This is a genomic window from Mycobacterium sp. (genome assembly GCF_019247635.1).
GTDB lineage: Bacteria > Actinomycetota > Actinomycetes > Mycobacteriales > Mycobacteriaceae > Mycobacterium.
Genome location: NZ_JAFBAR010000128.1, coordinates 30,520 through 54,116 on the forward strand (window position 1 = coordinate 30,520; position 23,597 = coordinate 54,116).

Below are 23,597 nucleotides of genomic sequence, written 5' to 3' on the forward strand. Positions count from 1 at the left end.
TACTGTAATACCTATCGTAGGCTTTTTGATAACCATCACTTGTTTTGGAAGCAGAGCAGTTTTCGCAGGGGAGATCGGACCGCTCGCCGCGTTCCTCGCCTCGCGGCGCAACTCCTGGATGACCGGAGCCAAACGGCGGTTCGGGTCTCGACTTGAGTTCTCGAAAAGTATTGTCTGACAGAAGGAGTGCGCTGTGGCGACGGCGGCGGAGGCGCGTATTTGGGCGCGCGATGCGTTAAGAGGAATCGGCGACTCCCTCTATACACCGTTCTGTGGTGAGGACGGAGACGACATCGACTGGGATGCCTACCGGACCTTGGTGCGCTACTGCGTCGGCGATCTGGGACACCCAATGTTGTGGTGTACCAGCGGAATCGCTGAGTTCTGGTCCTTGACCCTCGACGAGCGCAAGCGGTTGCTGGAGGTCGCGATCGAGGAGGCGCGCGGCGCCAATCCGGACGTCGTCATCCAGGCCTGCACGGCGGCCATGTCCGCTAAGGATTGCGTGGACCTGACGCTGCACGCGCAGCGGGCGGGCGCCGACATCGCGTATATCCAAACGCCGATGATGGAGGCGCACGGTGGCGAAGGCGTGCTCAGCTTCTTCAAATACGTGGCCGCGCGCACGGACATCGCGCTAGGCATGTTCAATTCCCCGTCCTCCGGCTATGTGCTCACACCCGCCGAAGGCGCGCGGATCTACGACGAGGTGCCCGCAGTCTGTGCCACCAAGGAGGGCGCGTTCCGGCCGGAGAGCAGCCGGCTGCTGCACCAGCTGGCGCCCGGTCTGGTGCTCTGGGAATGCGACAGGACGGTATATCGCGCCGGTTGGTTACGCGATGGAATCGTGTGCCCGGCCCAGTTGGGCACCGCGGCCTATCTGTTGGAGACGCCGCAACGGCGACTGTTTTCCCGGTACTGGGATCTCATTCTGGAGCACAAACTCATCGAGGCGATGGACTACGGGCGCGATTCCGGTCTGGACGAGTTCGACATGGACGTGGGACCGTGGCGGACCTGCTACCCCGGGCGACCGGATTACTTCACCCACTGGGGAGGTGCGTTCAAGTACGCCGCGTCGCTGCTGGGTCTGCCCATCGGTTCGTATCCGCATTCCCGGCCGCCGCAGGCGCAATTGCCACCCGAGGCTAAGACCCAGATCGAGAGCGCTTACCGCAAGGTCGGGCTGATAGATTCGTAACCGCGCCTGAAAACGCGTGCCACACAGCCGATTACGCCTGAAACCCAGGCTGCCCTGAGTCGGGCGGACGGGCTGCCCCGCCGTCGGCGTGGTCCATTGGCTCGGCGCGGGTGAGGCGATGACGCGCCCACAGCGCGAGACCCGTCGCTCCGCCAATCAGTGCCGCCCAGAACAGGATCTGAGCCAGCGTCAGCGCCAATTCTGTGCGCAGCAGCGCGATGCGCGCCTGACGCGCGCGGTGCACAAGGGCCTTAGTGGTATCCACCCTGTTCGTTCCTTGTTCGTTCATCCCCGGCAGGAAAATCATTTGATGCGGTCTGCTATTCGGTACCCGGGCATGCTGCGCTGAAACACTGCGGATCCGACCAGCGCCGCGGTGCGCTCCCTCTTGGATTACTCACGCGGGAAACGGGCATTCGGATAACCAACACGGGCCGTAACTGGAAAGGAAAGAAATGCTCACTTTGAGTGTCATTGGCTGGATCATTATCGGTGGTCTGGCCGGTTGGATTGGCAGCAAGATCATGGGAACCGACGGGCAGATGGGTCTCGTTCTCAACATCGTGGTCGGCGTCGTCGGGGGACTGATAGGCGGTTTTCTGCTGCGGGGCTTCGGCGTGAACGTGGCCGGCGCCGGTCTGTTGTTTTCGTTCCTGACCTGTCTACTGGGTGCGGTGATTCTGCTGGCGATCGTCAAGCTCGTCACTCGGCGGCGGGTCTCTCGGTAGGGGCTTGACAGCCGGTTACTACGGACGGTGATGACGCCCGTCCGGTAGGCGGAATCGCCACGTCGTCCAGGCTCTGTAGCCCTCTCGGGCAGTTGTGGAATGCAGTACCGATAGGTATACAGTATGGGTACATAATCTCTCGCTCACGCCCCTGTATCCGCACGCCGCGAGGAGTTGCCGATGACCATCGCTGACGCCGAAGACGCGGTGCTGTACGAGGCCACCGCCACCGGTGTCGCGATCGTGACGCTCAATCGTCCTGAGCGACTCAACGCGTGGGGTCCTGATATGGCGCCCGCCTTTTACGCGGCGATCGATCAGGCCGAACAGGACCCGGCCATTCGGGTGATCGTGCTGACCGGCCGGGGTCGCGCCTTTTGTGCCGGCGCCCATCTTGGCTCGTCCGGTTCGGCCGGCGGCGTCGGCGAATCGTTGGAGGACGCCGGTCAGAAGAGCATCGCGGATCTGGTCGGCGAACGCCCGCCGCATTTCGTGACGGAGTTGCGCAAGCCCGTCATCGCCGCCATCAACGGCGCCTGCGTCGGCATCGGTCTGGCTCAGGCGCTGATGTGTGACGTCCGGTTCGCCGCCGCCGGGGCCAAGTTCGCCGCGGTGTTCGCCCGCCGCGGACTGATCGCCGAATTTGGCATCTCGTGGATCCTTCCGCGCCTGACCGGTTTGGGCGTCGCCCTCGACCTGTTGCTGAGCGGACGCACCTTTCTTGCCGACGAGGCCGCACAACTCGGGCTCGTCAAGGAAGTTGTGGTGCCCGAAGACCTGATGACGCGCGTGCTCGACTACGCCGAGGATATTGCCCAAAACTGTTCTCCCACTGCGATGGCGGTGATCAAGCGGCAGGCGTACAGGGACGCCAATCGCGATGTCGCAGCGGCTACCGCCGATGCCGAAGCGCTGATGTGGGCGGCGCTGCCACGGCCGGACGTCATCGAGGGAATCATCAGCTTTTTGCAGAAGCGGCAACCGCAGTTTCCCTCGCTCACTGCATCTGACGCGTAACGGCCTTGGGTACTGGAAAGGAAGAATGATGGGGAACTTGACTTATAAGGCGATCGATGTCGACAACCATTACTACGAATCGTTAGACGCCTTCACCCGGCATCTGGACAAAAGGTTCCGCAAACGTGGCGTGCAGATGGTCAGCGACGGCAAGCACACCACGGCGATCATCGGCGACCGGGTGAACCGCTTCATCCCCAACCCGACCTTCGATCCGATCATCGTGCCCGGCTGCCTGGACCTGCTCTTCCGCGGCGAGATTCCCGAAGGCGTGGACCCCGCGTCACTGATGAAGGTCGAGGAGCTCGAGCTTCGGCCCGAATACCAGAACCGCGATGCCCGGGCCGCGGTAGTCGAAACCCAGGGAATCGAAACGATTTTCCTGTTCCCGACCTTCGGTTGCGGGGTCGAAGAGGCGCTCAAGGGTGACGTCGAGGCGACCATGGCCTCGCTGCACGCCTTCAATCTGTGGCTCGACGAGGACTGGGGCTTCGACCGGCCCGACCATCGGATCTTATCGGCGCCGATGATCTCGCTGGCCGATCCCGAGAAGGCGGTCGAGGAAATCGATTTCGTGCTCGACCGCGGCGCGCGGATGGTGCACGTGCGGCCCGCCCCGGTGCCCGGAATCCCGAAGAACCGCTCGCTGGGGCACCGCTCGCACGATCCGGTCTGGGCCCGCCTGGCCGAAGCCAACATCCCCGTCGCGTTCCATCTCGGCGACAGCGGCTATCTGAAGATCGCCGCCATGTGGGGCGGTAAGGAAACCTTCGAGCCGTTCTCCGCGCCTCCCGACCCGCTCGACAAGATCCTCGTCGACGACCGCGCGATCCACGACACCATGGCGTCGCTGATTGTGCACGGAGTCTTCGATCGCCATCCCAAGCTGCGGGTCGCCAGCATCGAGAACGGCTCCGATTGGGTACATCGACTGATCAAGCGGTTGAAGAAGCTGGCCAACCAGCATCCGCGTGCGTTCCCCAACGACCCTCAAGACACGCTTCGCGAGCACGTGTGGGTGGCGCCGTACTACGAGGAGGATGTCGCGCAGTTGGCCGACATGATCGGTGTCGAGCGCGTCCTGTTCGGTTCGGACTGGCCGCATGGTGAGGGCCTGCTGTCGCCGCTGTCCTACACCGAGGAGCTGACCGCATTCAGCGACGAGGACGTCCGAAAGATCATGCGCGACAACGCCTTGGACTTCCTGGGCGTCACGGTGGCTTCCGTTGCCTGAATGGACGATTGGCGCGGTGCTCGACGCCATCGCCGAGGTGATTCCCGACCGTTTGATGACCGTGTGCGGCGCCCGTCGCAGCACCTTCGCCGAGTCGGCGAGCAGAACCGGCAGGCTGGCGAACTATCTGAACGCCAAGGGCTTGGGCGTCCACCGGCCCCGTGCGGAACTCAACCGTTGGGAATGCGGCCAAGATCGGGTCGCCCTGATCATGCACAACGACCTGTATCCGGACGTGGTGATCGGATGCCTGAAGGCGCGCACGGTGCCGGTCAACGTGAACTATCACTACTCGCCCCGCGAGCTCGGTGAGCTGCTCGATTACGTGGGACCCCGCGCGGTCATCTATCACCGCTCCCTGGGCGCGAAGTTCGCCGACGTGTTGCCGCCCGCCAGTGCCGAGCTGTTGGTGTCGGTCGGCGACGGAAGTGAAGTTCCCGAACTGGCGGGCGCCGTCTCTCTGGATGATGCGTTGGCGCAGGCGGACTCGCAGCCGGTCCCGGCGGGATCACCCGACGACCTGATCATGATGTGCACCGGCGGAACGACGGGACGCCCCAAGGGCGTGCTGTGGCGACAAAGCGACATGTACGTGGCGTCGATGGTGGGGGCCGACCACGATGACGTCGGTCAGATCCACGACAGCGTGCGCGCCGGCGGGCCGTCGTGGTTCGCGGTGTCACCGTTGATGCACGCCGCCGGCATGTGGACCGCATTCTCGGCGCTGCTGCACGGCCTGACCGTGATCCTGTACGACGGCCGGGCAAAGCTCGACGTGCGTTCGGTGTGGGAAACCGCCGAGCGGGAACGTGTCGGCCTGATCACCATGGTGGGCGACGCCTACGCGGGTCCGCTGGTCGCCGAATTGCAGCGCGGTTCCTACGACCTGTCTGCGCTGGCCTCGATCGGCACCGGCGGGGCGGCCACCAACCCCAAGTACAAAGACGCACTGATGGAAGCGCTGCCTCAGGTCACCATCATCGACGGCTACGGTTCTTCGGAATCGGGGAACATGGGGTTCGGGCACAGCCGGCGCGGGACGCAGAGCGAGACCTTTCTGCTCAGGCCCGGCGGCACGGTGGTGTCCGCGGATCGCACCAGGTTCCTGCGTCCCGGGGATTCGGAGATCGGCTGGACGGCCAGAACCGGCCGGATCCCGTTGGGATACTTCAACGATGCGGAGGCCACCGAGCGCACCTTTCCCGAGATCGATGGCCAGCGTGTGGTGATTCCCGGTGACCGTGCCAGACTCGAAAAAGATGGAACCGTCCGCCTTTACGGCCGGGATTCGTTGGTGGTCAACACCGGTGGCGAAAAGGTCTTCGTCGAAGAGGTCGAAGAAGTGTTGCGCGCGCACGCCGGAATAGCCGACGCGTTGGTGGTGGGACGTCCCAGCGACCGGTGGGGCGAGGAGGTCGTCGCGCTGGTGGCGCTGCGTCCCGGCCCAGAGGTCGACGAGCGCGAGTTGTCGAAGCTGTGCACATCGCGTCTGGCCCATTTCAAGGCCCCGAAGGCGTTCTTGTTCGTCGAGGAGATCCAGCGGCTGGGCAACGGCAAGCCGAATTACCGCTGGGCCAAACAGGTGGCCACACAACAATATTCGAGGCATCCGGCATGACCGGGTCAGTCATCGACTGCCTGGTGAATGTCCACTTCGGCGAAACGGGCTCACAACCCACCTGGATGCTCAAGGTCCGTGACGACTACTTCAAGGGCCCGCGGTCCATGTTCGACCCCGTCGACCTGGGCGAGCTGATCGACGAGATGGACGAGCTGGGTGTGCGGCGAGCGATCCTGATGGACTCGCTGGCCAGCCCGTCCACCACCGCGCGCAAGTTCGTCGAGGCCAAGCCGGATCGGTTTGCGCTGGCCATGGGTGGGGCCAACCTGCTGCGTCCGGTCCGGTCATTGCGCGAATTGACCGCGATCGCGGCCGAGCTGCCGGTTGCGTATGCCGTAGTTGGGCCGAGCTTTTGGGGGGACGGCCAGTATCCGCCCAGTGACGCCGTCTACTATCCGCTCTACGCCAAGTGCGCCGAACTCGAGCTGCCGCTGTGTGTCAACACCGGTATCCCCGGGCCGCCGATCCCGGGGGAGGTGCAACATCCCATGCACCTCGATCGGGTATGCGTGCGCTTTCCCGAGCTGAGGCTGTGCATGATCCACGGAGCCGATCCGTGGTGGGACGTCGCCATCCGGTTGCTGCTCAAGTACGCCAACCTACGACTGATGACATCGGCCTGGTCGCCCAAACGGTTGCCGGAAAGCCTGCTGCACTATATGCGCACCCGCGGCCAGAACAAGGTGATTTATGCCTCGGACTGGCCGGTGCTGCGTATGCGCCGGGTGGTACCCGAAGCTCGTGCGCTGGACCTGCCCGCCGACGTGCTCGACAACTACCTCTACAACAACGCGCAGGCTTTCTTCTTCGGACAGGAGAACTGACCCATGGACCGTTTCGAACTGCGCAGGCAGGACTACAGCCTGACCGAGGACCACAAGGACCTGCAGGCCGCCTACAAGCAATTCTTCAAGGCCCACTGTCCGATCGAAACCGTCCGTGCCGCAGAGGCTTCCGGCTTCGACAAGAACTTATGGGAGCGGTTGTGTGCGATGGGCGCAACGACAATGGCGCTACCCGAATCCTGCGGCGGCGACGGCGCGACGTTGGTCGATCTCACTCTGGTTGGCGAAGAGATCGGCCGCTCGCTTGCCCCGGTCCCGTGGATCGACCACGTCTGCGCCGCGCGGCTGCTGGCCAACCTTGGGGCGCTGGACGCGGACTCGGCCGCGCTCGCGCATGGTGAGCAGCTCGCTGCCTTCGATACGCGGATCGACGATGCGCCCGGCACCCGGCTGATCCCTACGGGATCGATCGCCGACCACATCCTGATTCGCGACGGCGACCGGATCGTCCGCCTGACGTTCGGTACCCGGCCGGCGAAGGTCGACAACATCGGTCGACTGCCGATGGCCTGGGTGGACCCGGCCGCTGCCGACTCCCGCACGATTGTCGCCAGCGGCTCCGAAGCGCTGGCGAAATACCAACGGGCGCTGGATGAATGGCGGCTGCTGACCGCCGCGGCGCTGGTGGGACTCGTCGAGGAGACCATGACGATCGCGGCGGAATTCGCCAAGTCCCGTTACACGCTGGGCGTGCCCATCTCGACGCTGCAGGGCATTTCACATCCGCTGGCGAACATGGCCATCACCGTCCAGGGCGGGCGCAACCTTGCCCGGCGGGCCGCCTGGTTCCTGGACAACGAACCCGACGAGCGCCCCGAGTTGGCCCCGTCGGCCTTCGTTTTCATGGCCGAAGAGGCCGCCAAGGCGGCCACGATGGCCGTCCACATCCAAGGCGGCCTTGGGGTTTCGGCCGAAGCGGCCGCGACGGCATATCTCGTGCGCGCCAGGGGATGGCCGTTGGCCGGTGGCGACCCGGCTGCGAGCGCCGTGCGGATCGCCGAGATCGTGGCCGCCCGCGAGACCGCGGCGCAAGCGGTCTAGGGCAGGAGCGAAAACGATGGATTTCTCCCGCGTCGAACTGGCCGACGACGACCAGGCCTTCTTCGACGAGGCGCGCAGCTTCTTGGCCACGCACATGACCGAGGAGGTCAGGCGCCGCGACCGCGAAACGGGCGACAACTTCGACGAGGGCCTCCATCTGAAGTTCGGCGCCGCAGGCTATTTGGAAGGCGAGTGGAAGGCGACGGCCGACGGCGGGTTCAGCCGTGTGCGGCGGCGGATTTGGGAGCAGGAGAAGCGCCGGGTGCACGTGCCGTGGGTGACGTGGGGGACCACGGCCATGGTGGCGCGCTCGGTCGCGAAATTCGGCAGGCCCGAACTCGTCGAGGAGGTGTTACCGGGCGTCTTCAGCGGTCATATCCGGATGTGCCTGGGCTACACCGAACCCGAAGGTGGCTCCGATATTGCCACCTGCAAGACGCGTGCGGTGCGCGACGGCTCGGGAGAGGGAGTCTGGGTTATCAACGGCTCGAAGATGTTCACCACCGGCGCGCACAACTGCCAATACGTCTTCTTGATCACCAACACCGACCCCGGTGCGCGAAAGCACAAGAGCCTGACCATGTTTCTGGTTCCGCTCGATTCCCCGGGCATCGAGATTCAGGGCATCCGGACCGTCGACGGGGACCGCACCAACATCGTCTATTACAGCGATGTCCGGGTCGACGACAAATACCGACTGGGCGACGTCAATGGTGGTTGGGCGGTATTACGCGAGCCACTCAACGTGGAGCACGGCGCGGTCACGGCCGCACCCGACGGATTGCAGGACACGTCGATCATGATGCACCAAGCGGGTTATATGGCCGAGGCGGTCGACAAGGCCGCGGCCCGGGTGGGGCGGCCGGATCCCAACGGGCGTCGGCTCATCGACGATCGATCGGTGGCCTATCGGCTGGGGCGCAGCGCGGCTCGTATGGAGGCGGCACTGAGCGCCCCGAGTATCTTCGGGCGCGTCGCGCTGGCGCAAACCATGCGGGACATCTCCCCGGAGTTGATGGACCTGCTCGGCGCGGCGGCGACGCTCCCGGTCGGGACGGACGGGGCCGCCGATGACGGCAGTGCCGAATACGTCTACCGCTTCGCACCGCTGGTGGGAATCTACGGCGGCACGTTGGAGGTGTTCCGCAACATGATCGCCGAACATGTCCTGGGCCTGGGCAAGCCCGCCTACGCCCCGCCGCTGAAGAAGACGTCTTGATCCCGACAAGCCGGAGACGGATTATTTTTCCCGGCCAAGGCGTGCATCCGGTTGCTGGAGCATGTCCTGAAGCCGGCTGGGCGACTTGACTTCGCCCTTCGCCGAGATGTTCGGTGACCCAGCCCTTCGCCGAGCGTGAAATGAGGGCGAAAAAGTTCGCGGATTTTCGCCCTGAGAACACGCTCGGCGAAGGGGCTGGGTCGACAGGCGAAGGGCTGGGTCGACAGGCGAAGGGCCAGCGAAGGGCTAGGTGGACAGGGGAAGGCTAGGTCGACAGGATGGTCGCCGCGGCGGTGCCGGGCGCGCCGTAAACCTGCGCAAAGCCGACCTGCGGACTGCCCGGGATCTGCCGCTCGCCGCCCTGGCCCCGCAGCTGGCGCACCAGCTCGTGCACTTGGCGCAGACCCGACGCGCCGATCGGCTCACCGTTGGCGATCAGTCCGCCGTCGGTATTGACCGGCATCGCCCCGCCGATCTCGGTGGCGCCGTCGGCAAGCAGCTTCTCTTGGTCGCCGTCGGCGCAGAAGCCCGCCTCGGCCATGTGGATCAGCTCCGCGCCGGCGTCGGTGTCCTGCAGTTGGATCACGTCGACGTCGTCGGGTCCGACACCCGCCCGTTCGAAGGCCGCTTTGGCGGCATAGACGGTCGGTGACACGTCCTCCTCGACGGGTGCGTAGGTGGTGTTCACCTCGTAGGCGCCGTAGCGGCGGGTCCGGACTTCCACCGCGCGGACGTACACGGGTTTGGCGGTGAAACGCCGCGCGATGTCGGCACGGCACATGACGACGGCGGCGGCTCCCTCGTCGGGCGTGCAGAACATGTATTGCGTCAGCGGGTAGTTCAGTATCGGCGAGTTGAGGATGTCTTCTTCCGAAATAGCTTTCCGGCGAAAGGCGTTGGGGTTCAGCGCGCCATTGCGGAAGTTCTTGGCGGCGACCTTGGCCAGGGTGGCCGTCGAGATGCCATGGTCATGCAGGTAGCGGTTGGCTTTCATGCCGAAGAACTTGGTCGTGAGGTACTGACCGTTCTGCGCATACCAGCTCGGCATCCCGACCAGCGCGGGGTCCTCGGTGAAGGCCCCCCGCGGGTGCTTGTCCATGCCCACCGCGATGCCGATGTCGTAGTCGCCCAGCCGGATGCTGTCGGCGCACAGTTTGGTCGCGCTCGCCGCCGTCGCGCACGCGTTGAACACGTCGGTGAACGGGATGCCCGTCAGACCAACCATGCCGACGATCGCGTCCGGGTTGGCCACCGTCCAGCTACCGCCGACCGCGAACTGGACGTCCTTCCATTCCACGCCCGCGTCGGCGAGCGCGAGCCCGATGGCGGCGGCCCCCATCTCCATGGCGGATTTGCCGTCGAAACGACCGAACGGGTGTAGGCCGACACCAATGATCGCAACGTCGTTCACGCGATGGCTCCCGCTTCCTTGAGTTCGGCGATGCGATCCCAGTCCATTCCCAGTTCCATTAGCACGATTTCGGTGTGCTCCGATGCTTGCGGGGCTCGCGTCGTCACCAGTGGCTCGTGATTGAACTGGATTGGGCCGCGCACGACTTTGAATGGCGCGCCGCCGCTGGCAACCTCGACTTCGGCGATCATGTCGTTGGCAAGTGCCTGCTCGTCGTTGGCCAAGTCGACGAGACTCTGGAACGGCGCCCACTGGCCTTTCATCGTTTTCAGGTGCTGACGCCAGTAGTCAAAAGGTTTGGCGACAAACGCTTTCGCGATCAGTTCGGTGGCCGCATCGGCGTTTTGGATCAACGGCAGCACTTCGGAGAAGCGCGGGTCGTCCGCCGCCTCGGGGATGCCGAGATGCTCGAAGGTGTCACGGATCAAGCCGGTCGGGCTGATGATGCACAGGTTGATAGTGCCGCCGTCGGAGGTTTGAAAGTTGTTCATGAATGGATTGACCGACGGCGCAGCCGAGCCCGGCATCGGCGAGCGCATTACCTCACCGGCCTCCATGCCTTGCGTCACACTCGCCCCGGCCGCCCACCACGCCGTGCTCAGCAGGGACACGTCCAGCTCCAAGGCTTCGCCGGTGCGCTCGCGATGCAGCAGTGCGGCAGAGATGCCGCCGGCGATGAACATGCCGCCAATGGAGTCACCAAACGCCGGAATCCCTTGCGACAGTGGAGCACCCAGCTCCTCTGGCGTCAACGCGTAGCCCACCCCGCTGCGGGTCCAGAACACGGTCCCGTCGTAGCCGCCGACGTCGCGCTCCGGTCCTTTGTCGCCGTAGGCCGAACCACGGGCGTACACGATGTTCGGGTTCGCCGCGCGGATGTGCTCCACGTCGAACTTGTGCTTCTGCCGTTGTGCGGGCATGTAGTTGGTCAGGAATACATCCGAGGCCTTGGCCAGTTCGTAGATCACCTCCTGGCCGCCCGGGGTGGAAACGTCGATCCCGACGCTGCGCTTGCCCCGGTTGGGATGCTCCATCAGCGGATGCCGATTCGGGTCGACTTGGATACCCCCCATGTTGAGGAAACCGCGTTGGGTATCACCGCGCAGCGGGTGTTCGACCTTGATGACGTCTGCTCCCCAGTCGGCAAGGATGGCTCCCGCCGCCGGCACGAACGTGAACTGCGCAACCTCGAGGACCCGAAAGCCCGCCATCACCTTGACCATGTGAAGACCCAATCCATCCGCAGAGCAACTACTTCGCGTCGAACGTTACCGGCAGGGCCGTCGGGGAACGGAACGGCTGACCGTGGATATGCGGGTCCTGGTCAGTTACCAACTTGATGTTGGTCAGACGATTCAGCAGGCATTCGAGTCCAACCCTGGTCTCCAGGCGCGCCAGGTGCAGGCCCAGGCAGGTGTGCTCACCGGCGGCGAAGGAGATGTGCGGAAGTCGGTCCCGGAAGATGTCGAATTCGTCTGCGCGCTTCCAGCGCTTCTCGTCGCGGTTCGCCGAGCCCATGCACACTCCGACCATCGAGCGCGCCGGAATCGCAACTCCTTCCAACTCGGTGTCCTCGGTCGTGTGCCGCTGCACGGTGGTCAGCGGCGTCTCGAAGCGCAGGCCTTCCTCGATCGCCTGCGCGATCAGCGAGTGGTCGGCTTGCAGCGCGTCGAACTGGTCCGGGTGGGTGAGAAGCAGATATAGCAGGTTCCCCGAGGACCGGTAGGTGGTTTCCAGGCCGGCGGGCAGCAGCAGCCGCAGAAAGGAGTAGATCGCCTCCTCACTGAGCCGTTCGCCGTCGATCTCCGCTGCGACCAGATCGCCGATAATGTCTTCGGTGGGCTTGGATTTGCGCTTGTCGATCTGTTCGAGGAAATAGTCTTTCAGCGCCGCGGACGCTTCGAAAGCACGTTTGTAGTTGACGTGGTAGCTGATCACCTCGACAGCCCGCTTGCGGAACATCGGCAGGTCTTCGTCCGGCAGCCCGAGCAGTTCGGCGATGATGCGCGTAGGAAACTCGAAGGTGAATTGCCGGACCAGGTCGGCCTCGCCGGCCTCGATGAACTCGTCGACCAACTTGTCGCAGACCGGCCGCACGATCGCCGGTTCCCAGCGGGTCAGCGCCTTGGACTTGAACGCGGCTGACACCAGGTTGCGGTGATCGCGGTGCTCTTTGCCGTCCATCGCCAGAATGGTCGGACCCATGAACAGCCCGATCGTCTTGTCATACAGCTTGGAGGTGAACACCCGGCTGTTGCGAAACACCGTGTTGACCGCGTCGAACGACATCGCCGAGTACTCGCTCTTGGGCCGGAATGCCTCTGGCGTCTTGGCGTAGTCCATCACGGTTCCCTGGAACACTCCGGCCGCCTGCCGCTTCCTGGCGAAGAAGGGGTAGGGGTCACGCAGGTCGACAGCTAGCTCGTCGCTGTCAGCGTCGTCGTGAACTTGGCTCGTCACCTAATTCTCCAGGGTTTCCGGCGTCTTCGAGCGGACTGGGCGCTCTTTCTGCAAGATCATACTGTAATTCTTACAGTTAACGATATGGCGGCGGCTGACCGAAATTTCTCAAGGGCGCGGCCAGCTGGGTATTCCAGCCACGTCGCGTCGATCTGACGACCGACCAGCGCCTCCGGGAAGCTGCATCGTCCGAGCTGGACGCCAACAGAGCGGCTGTCGCTAGCGGCCGCACCGGCGAACGAGATACTGCCAGCCAGCGGTGATCTGGCTGTGGTTCCATACCTGGTCTCGTTTGAATCGTGTCTCGTCGGCGTCCGACCAGCGCGCGGGGCCGCCGGCGCTGGCGGCCAACAGCTCAGTGCGACACGCTTTTTCCAATAGGACTGACAACATCACGGCGGTGGGGGCGTCGGCGCCGACCGTCACCGCGCCGTGATTGGGCAGCAGGATCGCATTTGCGTCGCCCAGCGCGGCGGCCAATGATTGCCCGAGGCGGGGCGTGGCGATCAGCGCTCCCGTCTCAGTGAACCGCGGAATCTGCGGATAGGCGAACGGCACGCCATCGTGGGAGATCGGATGCAAATCGTGCTCGAGCGAAGCGAAAGCGTTCACCGCGGCGGCGTGTGTATGGACCACGCTGTTAACGTCCGTCCGGGCAGTCATGATCTCGGTGTGAATGGGAAATTCCAGATGCCGCTTGCCTTCCCCGTGCAGTACATTGCCCGCGCTGTCCACAAGGACCACCTTGTCGGCGTCAATCTCTTCGAAACCCCAACCGGCAGCCTTCATCCACACGCCTCGCCCGTCCGGATCGCGGACCGAAACATGTCCCCACACCATGTCGCTCAACCCAGCGACCGCGAGGACTCCGCTGGCCTGCACCACGATGTCTGCCGGAGTAACCATGTGATTAACTGGTGGTAACTGCGAGCCGCTCGGAAGTCGTTGCCGCTAAGGCCTTTACGGTCACCTTCACGAAGTTGAGTCCGCTACGCAGAATCCGCGGAGCGATCTGGGCCCAACCCGACGCCGGTTTCTGGTCGGTGCGGAGCGGCAAAATGTCAAGCGTGCGACCGCCAGTGTGGTTTCGGTCTTGGTAGGAGCCGGAATGCACTCGTGATGCTGACATGCAGGGATGCTAGCTGACGGAGGGGCACGTATGGGGGAGTGTGCCACGCTCCGTGCGGTGGCAGCCGCCCGCGCCCAGACGGCCTAGCGCGGATTGGCTTTCGCCAGCCGCATGCCCACCTCGTCGTGCGGCACGACATGCCCTTTATCGCAACAGATTTCGACGGTCGCGTCGGCACCGCAACCCAGATGGGTGAGCCGCAATGGGTTGCGATTCGGTATGTGGCGCAGCCCCCACTGAAACAGCGCGAAGACCACCGGCATCAGATCTTGGCCGGACTCGGTCAGCACGTACTCATCGCGGGTGCGCTGCCCGGGCTCGCGATACGGCCGTTTGGTCAACAAACCCAAGTCGACTAGTTCCGACAGCCGAGCCGAGGCGGCCGCCTTCGTGATGCCCACCCGTCGGGCGAAGTCGTCGAACCGGGTGGTGCCGTAATACGCCTCGCGCATGATCAGCATCGCGGACTTGGTGCCGATGAGCGCCAAGGTCTTCTCGATCAGGCACTCACCGACCGCCGACCACGCATCGCGGTCCTTGAGGGGGCCTTGTAGGACTGTCACGCAGATCACCTCCGGTCTGGGTTGCTATCAGTATATCCAGGTGTTATAGCTGGATATAGCTTTACATACCCAGCTACGGGCTCAAGGAGGAGCAATGGGACATCGAGACGCCGTCATCGTGGGTGCGGTGCGTACCCCCGTCAGCAAGGGCAAGGCCAGTGGCGCCCTGCATGACGTGCTGCCCGCGGATCTCCTCGCTCACAGCCTGCGTGAACTGGTACAACGCACGGGGGTGGACCCGGGTCTGATCGACGACGTGATTGCCGGTGCCGTGACACAGGTGGGCGACCAGGCGGTCAACATTGCGCGTAATGCCGCGCTGGGTGCCGGGTTCCCGGAATCGGTTCCCGGTACCACCGTCGACCGGCAGTGCGGCAGCAGCCAACAGGCCGTCAGTTTCGCCGCGCAGGGCGTCATCTCCGGCGCCTACGACGTGGTGGTGGCGGCCGGCGTGGAGTCGATGAGCCGGGTGCCCATGGGCACCTCGGTCCTGCCGGGCAGCAACCCGTTCGGCGAGGGCATGACGGACCGGTATCCCGAAGGGCTGGTGCCGCAGGGCATCAGCGCCGAGCTGATCGCCGCCCGGTGGGGCTTTTCTCGCACCGAACTCGACGAGTTCTCCGCTGCCAGCCACGAAAAGGCCGCGCGGGCAACCAAAGAGGGCTTGTTCGACAACGAACTCGTCCCGATTGCCGGGCTGAGCGCCGACGAGATCATCCGGCCCGGGACCACCGTGGAGACACTGGCCGCTCTCAATCCGGCGTTCTACAACCCGGCGGTGGCGGCCCGCTTCCCGCAGATCACTTGGCAGATCACGCCGGGCAACTCGTCGCCGCTGTCCGACGGCAGCGCCGCTCTACTCATCACGAGCGGAGAGGCGGCCAGGAAGTTAGGGCTGCGGCCGCTGGCCCGGATTCACACCACTACCGTCGTCGGCTCGGACCCGCTGTACATGCTGACCGGCGTAATTCCGGCCACCGAGAAGGTGCTGCGACGCTCCGGCCTGAGCCTGGGCGACATCGATCTGTTCGAAGTCAACGAAGCGTTCGCTCCGGTCGTGCTGGCCTGGGCCCGTGACACGGGAGCGGACCTGGCCAGGACCAATGTCAACGGCGGCGCGATCGCGATCGGACATCCGTTGGGCGCCAGCGGTGTTCGCATCATGACCACGCTCGTCAACGCTCTTGAGCAGGGCGGCGGGCGGTACGGCCTGCAGACCATGTGCGAAGGCGGCGGAATGGCCAACGCGACCATCATCGAACGTCTGAACTAGAGGAGCCTGCGTACGACGCTCAGTGGCGCGAATCGAAGTATCAGCGCCACTAATGCGTATGGCCACGTGGGGACGTAAGCCTTCGCCCGGCGCTTCTCGATCGCGGCGACGATGTTGCGGACACCGTCGGCAGTATCGACCATCATCTTGTTGCCCTCCATGTGGGCGCTGATCTCACTGCGGATGAGTCCGGGGTAGATGACCGTGACATCCACGCCGGGAATGCGTTCACTTCGGAGTCCTTCGCCGAGCGAGGCGACAGCGGCCTTAGACGCGGCGTAGACCGCTCGAAAATCGCGAAAGCCACGCAGTGCGATCATCGAGGAGATCAGCACTAGCTGCCCGTGTCCCTGCTTGCGAAAGATCTCCAGTGCGGCCTCGCACTGCGCCAGGGCACCGAGGACGTTGGTGTGGATAATGTCGTAATTGGCTTGAGCGTTTCCGGTCCCGATCGCAGTGCCCTTACTGATACCGGCGTTAACGACAACACGGTCGATCGAACCGAAGCTCTCGGCGAAGCGGTGAAACACCGTGTTGACCGCTTCGGCGTCAGTGACATCGAGAGAAGAGGTTTGTACGAGCCGACCTGTGCTGCTGTGGATTTCGTCGGCCAGCACGGCCAGCCGCTCGGTGCGCCGGGCACAGAGGCCCAGGTCGTAGCCGCGGACGGCGAACTGGCGGGCCATTTCCGCGCCGAGGCCCGAACTCGCGCCGGTGATCACGATGACGCCACGCGCTGGTGGTGTCCTCAACTCCTGAGGACCGTTCGCTGACCCGTTCGACATTTCCGATCTCCTCGCTCTGGGGAGCTGTGTTGCCCGCCCCTCGATAGCTACCTGCGCTAAGCTGAATAATCGGAGTAACGACTCCGGTTGCCCTTACCCCGACTATACGGAGTTTGCACTCCGTTTTGTCAACTGTTAGGCGGTGAAAGATGGCACAGGCCGCTCGGCCTTTGCGCGCCGACGCGGCCCGCAATCGTCAGCGCGTGCTCGACGTTGCCTACGAAACCTTTGCAAGCGAAGGCTTGTCGGTGCCTGTCGATGAGATTGCTCGGCGTGCTGGCGTCGGCCCAGGCACTCTCTATCGACATTTTCCGTCTAAAGAAGACCTGGTCCGGGCGATCATCACCGACCGGCTCAAGCACGTCATCGAAGAAGGGCGTGCGCTGCTGCAGACCGGCGACCCAGGCGAGGCGTTGTTCACTTTTCTGCGCTCACTATTGTTCGAGTGGGGTGCCGCCGATGTCGCACTCAAGGTCGCTGTCGCCGACTCTGAGATCAAGATCAGGACCAAGGAGGTTCGCGACCCGTTCCTCAGCCTCATTAACGAATTGCTAAGCGCCGCAAAACAAGCAGGCACTGTCCGAGCCGATGTCAATGCCACGCAGGTAAAGACGCTGATAGTCGGATGCCAAACTATGCACAGCTACAACGCCAAAGCCTCCAGCCAGGCCATCGCCGTTGTCTTCGACGGCCTCCGCACGCCATCGCCCCCGAATCCCTGAAAGAGGCTGGACCGCCTCACTGCCACGTCGTGGTTGTAACGCCTGTCGCGCTCGCGTGAGGCGCAGTGCTGGCGGCTAGAGGGGCACCGCCCACCCCCTGGCGCACGCGCTTCGCCCGGCAATGCCGCTACTCAGTCGCCGCCGTTGGAGTCTCCTTGCCAGCGGGAGACGGGTTCTCACCCGCGTGCTCGGTGACACTCCAACTGGACAGGATGGTCAAAGCCTGCGCGGAGGGCGTATTCGGTTCTGCCGTGTATCCGACGAGCCGCAGCCCCGGTGCCGCAGTGACTTCGAAGACGTTGTAGGTCAACGTTAGGCGGCCGAACTCAGGATGGTTGAACCGCTTCGTCCCATGCCGGTGGGCGGTGACATTGTGGGCTGCCCAGCGAGTGCGGAACTCAGTGCTTTGGGTGGCGAGCTCCCCGACGATTTGAGTTATCGCAGTCGAGTGAGGCGCACGAACCGCCTCCGCCTGTAGCAGCCCGACTGCCTCGTCTGCCATCGAGGTCCAGTCTGGGAACACCTGTGCGGCAGTGGAATCGAAGAAGATGAATCTTGCTAAGTTGGGCCGTCCGACCACCCTGTCGTATACGGGTGCATACAGTGCTCGGCCCAGCGGATTGGCGGCGAGGATGTCAAGGTTCCCGTCCATCACGATGGCGGGTGATGTGGTCATCCCGTCGATGAGCGCCTGAACCCCGTCGGGCACCTTCTGCACCGCTCCACGCTTGGTCCGTGATGACGTGCGCGTTTCAATTAAGGCGCGGACGAGGTCGAAAAAGCGGGCCGTTTCGTCCTCGGAGAGTCGCAGCGCCCTACTGACCGCGTGCAGTACGTCGTCAGAGACGCCGGTGACGTTGCCGCGCTCGATCTGCGTGTAGTACTCGGTACTGACTCCAGCTAGTTGAGCGGCCTCCTCACGCCGCAAGCCAGGGACCCTGCGTCGCACGCCGGGGCTTAGTCCGGCCTGCTCGGGCGTGATTCTCGCTCGGCGGCTCATCAGGAACTCTCTGATGTCCTTCGCGATGTCCATGCCCCAACAGTAGGAAAGACCGCGCCTCATGGGGAGGGAGTGCGGGTACCCCCTATAACCAGCGTCTCCCCAACATCGAGGGCCGGATCGTAGCGTCGAGGTATCGGCACAGCCGTCCTATCCCGAAAGTGAGGTCATCACCGTGCCCAACGAAGACCAGGCCCAGGAAGCATTCGACAACTTCGTCCAGTTATGGACCACCGGCACCACAGCGGGCCGTCGCGCACCCATCTACCGACGCCCCGATGAAGTTGGTTTGGAGTACGAAGACGTGGTGTTCCCGTCGCTGGATGGCGTCCCTCTGGAGGGATGGTTCATCTCCGCCGACTCCGACAAGCTCATCATTCACAACCACTTTCTGCCTGGTAACCGCTACGGCTACCCCGGTCACCTACCTGAGTTCGGCGGTCTCGGTGGATTCGAAGTGAACTTCCTGCCCGAGTACAAGGCACTGCACGACGCCGGATACAACGTGCTGGCCTACGACATCCGCAACCACGGCATGAGCGGCCAAGGCAACGGGGGAATCGCCGGCATCGGTCTCACCGAATACCGCGATGTCATCGGATCGCTGCGCTACGCCGCCAACCGACCCGACACGAAGGGCATGAAAAAAGCACTGCTGTCGGTGTGCCTCGGCGCGGACTCCACCGCCGTCGCCTGGTCCAAGCACCCTGAGGAGTTCTCAGAGATTCAGGCCATGGTCATGCTGCAACCCGTCTCCGGCAAATACATTGTCGAGGAGTTCGTCAAAGGCATCGGCATGGACGACGGCTATGAGAAGTTCGACCAAGCCGTCCACGAAAGGACCGGATTCCACCTCTCCGAGCAATCACCGCTCGAACACGTCAAGGCCGTCACCGTGCCCACACTGGTCGCCCAGGTCCACGACGACACCATGACGCGACCACAAGACGTCCAAGACATTTACGACGCCATTCCCGTCGCGGAAAAGAGCCTGTATTGGATCAAGGGCACCGACCGGCGATTCGACGGCTACAACTTCTTTGGTGTCCATCCCGAGTTGCCTATTGAGTGGTTCGACAAGCACGTCCACTGAGGGCTACGGAGAGGCGACCCGCTTGCGCCCCAAGTCAACTGACCGCTGGGGCACGCGGGTCACTCGCCGTCGCTCGCCTCCGCCAGCACCCGATACACCGTGGCACGGCTGACGCCGAGCGCCGCAGCGATGGTGGTGGCCGACTCACCGTTGTCATGCATACGACGAGCCAATGCAGACTTGTCATCGGACAATGCCTTCGGGCGACCGATGGACTGTCCGCGTGCTCGCCGTGCGTCCCGCGCTGCGGTGCGCCGCTCTTTGCCGAGTTCTAGCTCAAGCTCAGCGAGACTTGCGAGAACGCCAGCGACCATGCGACCCGAAGCGTTCGATGTGTCGATGCCTTCGCGCAGCGAACGCAAGACGATTCCGCGCTCCCCCAGGTCGCGAATGGTCGTCATCACCTCGGCGGCATTGCGGTACACGCAACAGCGAACCGGCAATCGACACCGCTTGCTGCCGAACCCAACGTCCGTATCGGTCCAGCCCACGAACCTGCACAGCTTCACGAATCCTAAAGATCGGCGAAGATATGCGGACAGGAAAGCTGTAGATCGGGTCCCCCGACTGGGCTCGCGGTTGGTGGCACGGGCTGGCGCAGGCCGTGATCTGCGGATCTGCTTCTCTCGTGGCTTTGGGGCAGGTTCGTTCCGAGAACCGGACTCAGGGAAGTTAGCCGGTCTCGGCCTGCTCGCGCGCCCACCGGTAGTCGGCCTTACCCGACGGGCTGCGCTCGATGAGCGGACGGAACACGACAGCTTTGGGAAGTTTGTAGCGCGCCAACGACTTTGCGGCATGTGCGACCAACTCGTCGGCGTCGGCGCTGGCGCCCTCGGCGAGCGCGACGATGGCGACGACCTCCTGGCCCCACCGCTCGCTCGGCCGTCCGGCAACTACCACGTCGACCACCGCAGGGTGTGATGCCAGCGCGCTTTCGACCTCCTCGGCGAAAACCTTTTCGCCGCCGGAGTTGATGGTCACCGAGTCGCGCCCGAGCAACTCGATGCAGCCGTCGTCGCGGTGGCGTGCCCGGTCGCCGGGCACCGCGTACCGCACGCCGTCGATGACCGGGAATGTCTTGGCGGTCTTGGCCGCGTCGCCCTTGTATCCGAGCGGCACGTAGCCGCGTTGCACCAGCCAGCCGAGGCCGTCGTGCCCCGGCGGCAATATGGTGGTCAGGTCCTCGGCGGCGACGAAGGTGTCCGGTCCGGCGTTGAACGTCCCGGTTGACACCCCCGCTGACGTCGACAGGTGGTGCATCTGCGCGCCAGTCTCCGAGGAGCCCACTCCGTCGGCGACGACGGCGCCGGGCAGGACCTCGATCACGCGCTGCTTGACGAACGGGGTCAACGGGGCGCCGCCATTGGCGACCACCGCCAGCGACGACACGTCGGCTGTTCCCTGCTCGATGGCGGTGATCAGGGGCCGCGCCATCGCGTCGCCGACCACCGTCACCGCCAGAACCCGCTCGCGCTCGATGGTGCGCACGACGTCGTCGGCGTCCAAGTGATCAACCACGGAAGGGAAGACGATGGTCTGCCCGGTGCTCATCCCGGTCATCACGGCCCACTGGGCGGCGCCGTGGATGAGTGGCGGCAACACCATCAACTTGGTGCCCGGGCCGGCGGTGACCCGCGTCGCGATCTCGTCGATGGAACCGACGGGCTCGCCGGTGTAGAGATCGCGCCCGCCAAAGGACGTCATGAAGATGTCATGCTGGCGCCACAGCACACCCTTCGGCATTCCCGTCGTGCCGCCGGTGTAGAGCACGTACAAGTCGTCGGGAGAGTGCTTGACCGGCGGTGGTTCGGCTGGAGCCGTGGCCAGGGCACTCTCGTAATCGACTGCACCGTACAACAATTCGTTACCCGAGTCGTCGGCGATCTGAATCAGGACACGCAGCTGGGGGAGGTCGGGCAGCACCTCGGCCACCCGGGGCGCGAACGCGGCGTGGTAGACCAGCGCGGTCGCTCCTGAATCGGCGAGTAGATAGTGCAGTTCGTTCTTGACGTAGCGGAAGTTGACGTTGAATGGCGCGACCCGCGCGGCGAAGGAGCCGAGCAGCGTTTCGACGAACTCGTTTCCGTTGTAGGCATAGACGCCGAGCAGATCCTGGCCGGCTTCGTGGCCGGGCAGGGCGGAACGTTCGATGTGGCAACCCAGCCCGCGCGAGTGCAGATAGGCGGCGAGGCGGTTCGATCGCTCGACGATCTGGGCGTAGGTGTAGCGCCGGTCACCCTGGATGATGAATTCCCTGTCGCCGATCGCAGCCGCGACAGCCTGCGCGACTGCGGGGACCGTGAATTCCGTTGTGGACAAGGTCAATTCCTTCCCGTCGAGCAGACACAAAATCGCGGCCACGAGCCTCTTCAGTGCGAATTTGCGTCTGCTCGCGCCGTCACGGTTGGTGGGGTAGCAAGCGGACCATCAGGCCGGTGGCCTCACTCAACAGCGCGCCATCAGCCGCCGTCATGGTAGCGGTGATGAAGACCTTCCTGCCGTCGACGTCTGAAATGCGGCCGTGGGCGGTCAACGGTTCCTCGATCGGGGTGATCTTGCGGTAGTCGACGTGCAGATACGCGGTGCGAGTGGGCCGGATCCCGGCGGAGGTGACCACCATCCCGAACAGCCAGTCGTAGAGCAGGGGAATCATCCCGCCGTGCACTGCCCGGTTTCCGCCCACGTGGGATTGGGTGAAGTGTCCCTGCATGGCCACACCGTCAGGCCCGGAGTCGGCGACGGTCCACGGCGGCAGCAGGGGATGGCCCAGCCCCGGCAGGCTGAGGACTCGTCCCGCTACCACCTCACTCGCCGGAACCTGGTGGTCATCCAGCAACGCGCACGCCTTCTCGACATGCTCGGCTGCCGCGGTCAATACCGCAGCGCCCGGGTTGGTGGAGACGGTCAGGTCCTGCAAGCGGTGCATCGCGGCTACCAATCTGCCCAGCCCGGGCGGCGCGTCGTCGACCGGTATGACTTCTGGGAAACCGCCACGGGCTTCGCGCGCGGTGTCGGCGGTGTCGGTCACAGGGTCCCCTCACCCAGCTGGCCCCAGGCCGGGAGCAGGTCGTCGGTCGTGGTGATAGTTGCCAGAAGTGGCAGCGTGTGGGCGATCATCGCAGCACCAAATCCGTTGGCTCGGGCCCTAGCTCGGGCAGCAGCGTAGCGCAGGGCGTGCCGGGCGCGGCCGGGTCCACCAAGCCGCCCAGTTTGGCTGTCATGCCGACGCGGTCACCACCTCGGTCGGCGGGACGTCGTAGAACTGCGTTGCCCACTTACGAAGCGCCATATAAGGTTTCGCGTCCTCGCGGGATAGCGCGGGATGCTCGACGTAGTTCTGATACCGCCAGATGTTCAGGTCGTCCCACACGGTGACCAGGAGCTGCTTCTCCACGCGCTCGCGCACCTTGTCGGGTGGCACGTCGGAGGTGTCGCCAGGGACGCGCGGCCACCAGATCGAATAGAACATGTTGGAGGTCTCGTCATCGACGGGCGTGCAGGCGAAGATCAGCCGGTGGTTCTGCACTCCTTCGAATGCGCTGATCGCGCCGCCGAGGCCGAACATGTGACTGTGGATGCGCAGCGCCATCTTGTCGGGATCGTCGCTGCCGGCATCCGGCCACCCGGTAAGGAAGCGCCACTCCTGGTCGACGATCTTCCAGTCCAGCATCTTGGGCGTCACCGTGGCCCGATGCACATACCGGAAATGCGCGCTGTCCGGGCCGTTTTCCGCCACGATCTGCGGGTGGACGGGCTCTGCGCCGGCGAACCGGGAAAACTCCGGATACGGCCGGTAGTAGGCGGCGGGGTCGGTGTCGAACTGCGGGAACGAGGTGAAGATATCCGGCATGTCCCACTGCGCGTCCTTGCCGTGCGGATGGTGCCAGGCGAAGACACAGCCATACTGTTCTAGCACCGGGAACACTCGCAGCCGAAGTCCACGGTTGGGCCGGTCCGGTTGATACGGGATGTAACGGTTGGTGCCGTCCGGGCCCCAGCGCCACCCATGAAACGGGCACTCGACGCAGTCGTCGACCACCGTGCCTCCATGACCCATGTGCGCGCCCAGGTGTTTGCAGTGCGCTTCCAGCACATGTAGCGCGCCGGACTCGTCACGGTAGGCCACCAGATCCTCGCCGAAGTACCGCAGCGGACGGGCTTGGCCCGCGGGAAATTCGAGCGACCACCCGATCATGAACCATCCGGTGACCTTCCAGGTGAACGGAACTTTCACGCCGGTGCCTCCTGCGCTCGT

General features: G+C 64.3%; 22 protein-coding genes and 1 pseudogene. 11 read left to right on the plus strand and 12 right to left on the minus strand.

Annotated features, from left to right (window positions below; genetic code table 11):
* Positions 1 to 193: 193 nt before the first annotated feature.
* A complete protein-coding gene (locus JO236_RS21540) occupies positions 194 to 1,201 on the plus strand; it encodes a dihydrodipicolinate synthase family protein (protein ID WP_293335361.1) in 1,008 nt (335 codons plus the stop codon).
* Positions 1,202 to 1,232: 31 nt separating this feature from the next.
* On the opposite strand, the gene JO236_RS21545 is transcribed toward JO236_RS21540, so the two are convergent.
* Entirely contained in the window at positions 1,233 to 1,466 is a 234-nt protein-coding gene (locus JO236_RS21545; RefSeq protein WP_293335363.1) for a hypothetical protein, read from the minus strand.
* 190 nt (positions 1,467 to 1,656) lie between these two features.
* Between JO236_RS21545 and JO236_RS21550 the strand changes: the two genes are divergently transcribed.
* From JO236_RS21550 to JO236_RS21580, 7 genes are all read left to right on the plus strand, one after another.
* Positions 1,657 to 1,929, plus strand: a complete 273-nt coding sequence (locus JO236_RS21550; protein WP_293335365.1) for a GlsB/YeaQ/YmgE family stress response membrane protein — start codon at positions 1,657 to 1,659, stop codon at positions 1,927 to 1,929.
* 180 nt (positions 1,930 to 2,109) lie between these two features.
* Entirely contained in the window at positions 2,110 to 2,946 is an 837-nt protein-coding gene (locus JO236_RS21555; RefSeq protein ID WP_293335367.1) for an enoyl-CoA hydratase, read from the plus strand.
* Between the two features lie 28 nt (positions 2,947 to 2,974).
* Complete coding sequence (locus JO236_RS21560; RefSeq protein WP_293335369.1) at positions 2,975 to 4,180, plus strand: amidohydrolase family protein; 1,206 nt, start codon at positions 2,975 to 2,977, stop codon at positions 4,178 to 4,180.
* A complete protein-coding gene (locus JO236_RS21565) occupies positions 4,173 to 5,798 on the plus strand; it encodes an acyl-CoA synthetase (protein WP_293335372.1) in 1,626 nt (541 codons plus the stop codon). The genes JO236_RS21560 and JO236_RS21565 overlap by 8 nt, the downstream gene beginning before the upstream one ends.
* Positions 5,795 to 6,625, plus strand: coding sequence for an amidohydrolase family protein (locus JO236_RS21570; RefSeq protein WP_293335375.1), 831 nt, complete (start codon positions 5,795 to 5,797; stop codon positions 6,623 to 6,625). The genes JO236_RS21565 and JO236_RS21570 overlap by 4 nt, the downstream gene beginning before the upstream one ends.
* Positions 6,626 to 6,628: 3 nt before the next feature.
* The gene (locus tag JO236_RS21575) at positions 6,629 to 7,687 is read left to right on the plus strand and encodes an acyl-CoA dehydrogenase family protein (RefSeq protein ID WP_293335378.1); all 1,059 of its coding nucleotides are present in this window, start codon (positions 6,629 to 6,631) and stop codon (positions 7,685 to 7,687) included.
* Positions 7,688 to 7,703: 16 nt separating this feature from the next.
* Positions 7,704 to 8,906 (plus strand): acyl-CoA dehydrogenase family protein, encoded by a 1,203-nt coding sequence (locus JO236_RS21580; RefSeq protein WP_293335381.1) that lies wholly within the window; start codon positions 7,704 to 7,706, stop codon positions 8,904 to 8,906.
* A 265-nt stretch (positions 8,907 to 9,171) separates the two neighbouring features.
* Here the strand turns inward: JO236_RS21580 and JO236_RS21585 are convergent, their stop codons facing one another.
* The 5 genes from JO236_RS21585 to JO236_RS21605 form a co-directional block, all read right to left on the minus strand.
* Entirely contained in the window at positions 9,172 to 10,317 is a 1,146-nt protein-coding gene (locus tag JO236_RS21585) for a thiolase family protein (RefSeq protein WP_293335384.1), read from the minus strand.
* Positions 10,314 to 11,528 (minus strand): CaiB/BaiF CoA transferase family protein, encoded by a 1,215-nt coding sequence (locus JO236_RS21590; RefSeq protein WP_293335679.1) that lies wholly within the window; start codon positions 11,526 to 11,528, stop codon positions 10,314 to 10,316. Before JO236_RS21590 ends, JO236_RS21585 begins: the two co-directional genes overlap by 4 nt.
* A 40-nt stretch (positions 11,529 to 11,568) precedes the next feature.
* Positions 11,569 to 12,777, minus strand: a complete 1,209-nt coding sequence (locus JO236_RS21595; RefSeq protein WP_293335386.1) for a cytochrome P450 — start codon at positions 12,775 to 12,777, stop codon at positions 11,569 to 11,571.
* 219 nt (positions 12,778 to 12,996) lie between these two features.
* The gene (locus JO236_RS21600; RefSeq protein ID WP_293335388.1) at positions 12,997 to 13,683 is read right to left on the minus strand and encodes a class II aldolase/adducin family protein; all 687 of its coding nucleotides are present in this window, start codon (positions 13,681 to 13,683) and stop codon (positions 12,997 to 12,999) included.
* 306 nt (positions 13,684 to 13,989) lie between these two features.
* Complete coding sequence (locus JO236_RS21605) at positions 13,990 to 14,469, minus strand: winged helix-turn-helix transcriptional regulator (RefSeq protein ID WP_293335390.1); 480 nt, start codon at positions 14,467 to 14,469, stop codon at positions 13,990 to 13,992.
* Between the two features lie 94 nt (positions 14,470 to 14,563).
* Between JO236_RS21605 and JO236_RS21610 the strand changes: the two genes are divergently transcribed.
* Positions 14,564 to 15,742 (plus strand): thiolase family protein, encoded by a 1,179-nt coding sequence (locus JO236_RS21610; protein WP_293335392.1) that lies wholly within the window; start codon positions 14,564 to 14,566, stop codon positions 15,740 to 15,742.
* Here JO236_RS21610 and JO236_RS21615 read toward each other — a convergent pair.
* Positions 15,739 to 16,464 (minus strand): SDR family oxidoreductase, encoded by a 726-nt coding sequence (locus JO236_RS21615; protein ID WP_323802187.1) that lies wholly within the window; start codon positions 16,462 to 16,464, stop codon positions 15,739 to 15,741. The two genes, JO236_RS21610 and JO236_RS21615, sit on opposite strands and share 4 nt — an antisense overlap.
* 212 nt (positions 16,465 to 16,676) lie before the next feature.
* On the opposite strand from JO236_RS21615, the gene JO236_RS21620 reads away from it, so the two are divergent.
* Positions 16,677 to 17,249 carry a TetR/AcrR family transcriptional regulator gene (locus tag JO236_RS21620; RefSeq protein ID WP_293335396.1) on the plus strand — a complete coding sequence of 191 codons (573 nt, stop codon included), beginning with the start codon at positions 16,677 to 16,679 and terminating at the stop codon, positions 17,247 to 17,249.
* 127 nt (positions 17,250 to 17,376) lie between these two features.
* Here the strand turns inward: JO236_RS21620 and JO236_RS21625 are convergent, their stop codons facing one another.
* Complete coding sequence (locus JO236_RS21625) at positions 17,377 to 18,282, minus strand: helix-turn-helix domain-containing protein (protein ID WP_293335398.1); 906 nt, start codon at positions 18,280 to 18,282, stop codon at positions 17,377 to 17,379.
* 142 nt (positions 18,283 to 18,424) lie between these two features.
* Between JO236_RS21625 and JO236_RS21630 the strand changes: the two genes are divergently transcribed.
* The gene (locus JO236_RS21630) at positions 18,425 to 19,342 is read left to right on the plus strand and encodes an alpha/beta hydrolase family protein (RefSeq protein WP_293335400.1); all 918 of its coding nucleotides are present in this window, start codon (positions 18,425 to 18,427) and stop codon (positions 19,340 to 19,342) included.
* Positions 19,343 to 19,401: 59 nt separating this feature from the next.
* Here JO236_RS21630 and JO236_RS21635 read toward each other — a convergent pair.
* The 4 genes and pseudogenes from JO236_RS21635 to JO236_RS21650 all read right to left on the minus strand — a co-directional run.
* Positions 19,402 to 19,761: pseudogene (locus JO236_RS21635) on the minus strand (helix-turn-helix domain-containing protein); the annotation flags it as partial.
* Between the two features lie 253 nt (positions 19,762 to 20,014).
* Entirely contained in the window at positions 20,015 to 21,667 is a 1,653-nt protein-coding gene (locus tag JO236_RS21640) for an acyl-CoA synthetase (RefSeq protein ID WP_293335682.1), read from the minus strand.
* Between the two features lie 73 nt (positions 21,668 to 21,740).
* Complete coding sequence (locus JO236_RS21645; protein WP_293335403.1) at positions 21,741 to 22,370, minus strand: PaaI family thioesterase; 630 nt, start codon at positions 22,368 to 22,370, stop codon at positions 21,741 to 21,743.
* A 189-nt stretch (positions 22,371 to 22,559) separates the two neighbouring features.
* Positions 22,560 to 23,576: an aromatic ring-hydroxylating oxygenase subunit alpha gene (locus JO236_RS21650; protein WP_293335406.1), complete on the minus strand. Its 1,017-nt coding sequence runs from the start codon at positions 23,574 to 23,576 to the stop codon at positions 22,560 to 22,562.
* Between the last annotated feature and the right edge of the window lie 21 nt (positions 23,577 to 23,597).

Bases quoted from the DNA above. Each gene is read 5' to 3' on its own strand.
- JO236_RS21550 (WP_293335365.1), top strand. From the start codon at position 1,657: ATGCTCACTTTGAGTGTCATTGGCTGGATCATTATCGGTGGTCTGGCC.
- JO236_RS21555 (WP_293335367.1), top strand. From the start codon at position 2,110: ATGACCATCGCTGACGCCGAAGACGCGGTGCTGTACGAGGCCACCGCC.
- JO236_RS21560 (WP_293335369.1), top strand. From the start codon at position 2,975: ATGGGGAACTTGACTTATAAGGCGATCGATGTCGACAACCATTACTAC.
- JO236_RS21570 (WP_293335375.1), top strand. From the start codon at position 5,795: ATGACCGGGTCAGTCATCGACTGCCTGGTGAATGTCCACTTCGGCGAA.
- JO236_RS21575 (WP_293335378.1), top strand. From the start codon at position 6,629: ATGGACCGTTTCGAACTGCGCAGGCAGGACTACAGCCTGACCGAGGAC.
- JO236_RS21580 (WP_293335381.1), top strand. From the start codon at position 7,704: ATGGATTTCTCCCGCGTCGAACTGGCCGACGACGACCAGGCCTTCTTC.
- JO236_RS21590 (WP_293335679.1), bottom strand. From the start codon at position 11,528: ATGGCGGGCTTTCGGGTCCTCGAGGTTGCGCAGTTCACGTTCGTGCCG.
- JO236_RS21600 (WP_293335388.1), bottom strand. From the start codon at position 13,683: ATGGTTACTCCGGCAGACATCGTGGTGCAGGCCAGCGGAGTCCTCGCG.
- JO236_RS21610 (WP_293335392.1), top strand. From the start codon at position 14,564: ATGGGACATCGAGACGCCGTCATCGTGGGTGCGGTGCGTACCCCCGTC.
- JO236_RS21620 (WP_293335396.1), top strand. From the start codon at position 16,677: ATGGCACAGGCCGCTCGGCCTTTGCGCGCCGACGCGGCCCGCAATCGT.
- JO236_RS21625 (WP_293335398.1), bottom strand. From the start codon at position 18,282: ATGGACATCGCGAAGGACATCAGAGAGTTCCTGATGAGCCGCCGAGCG.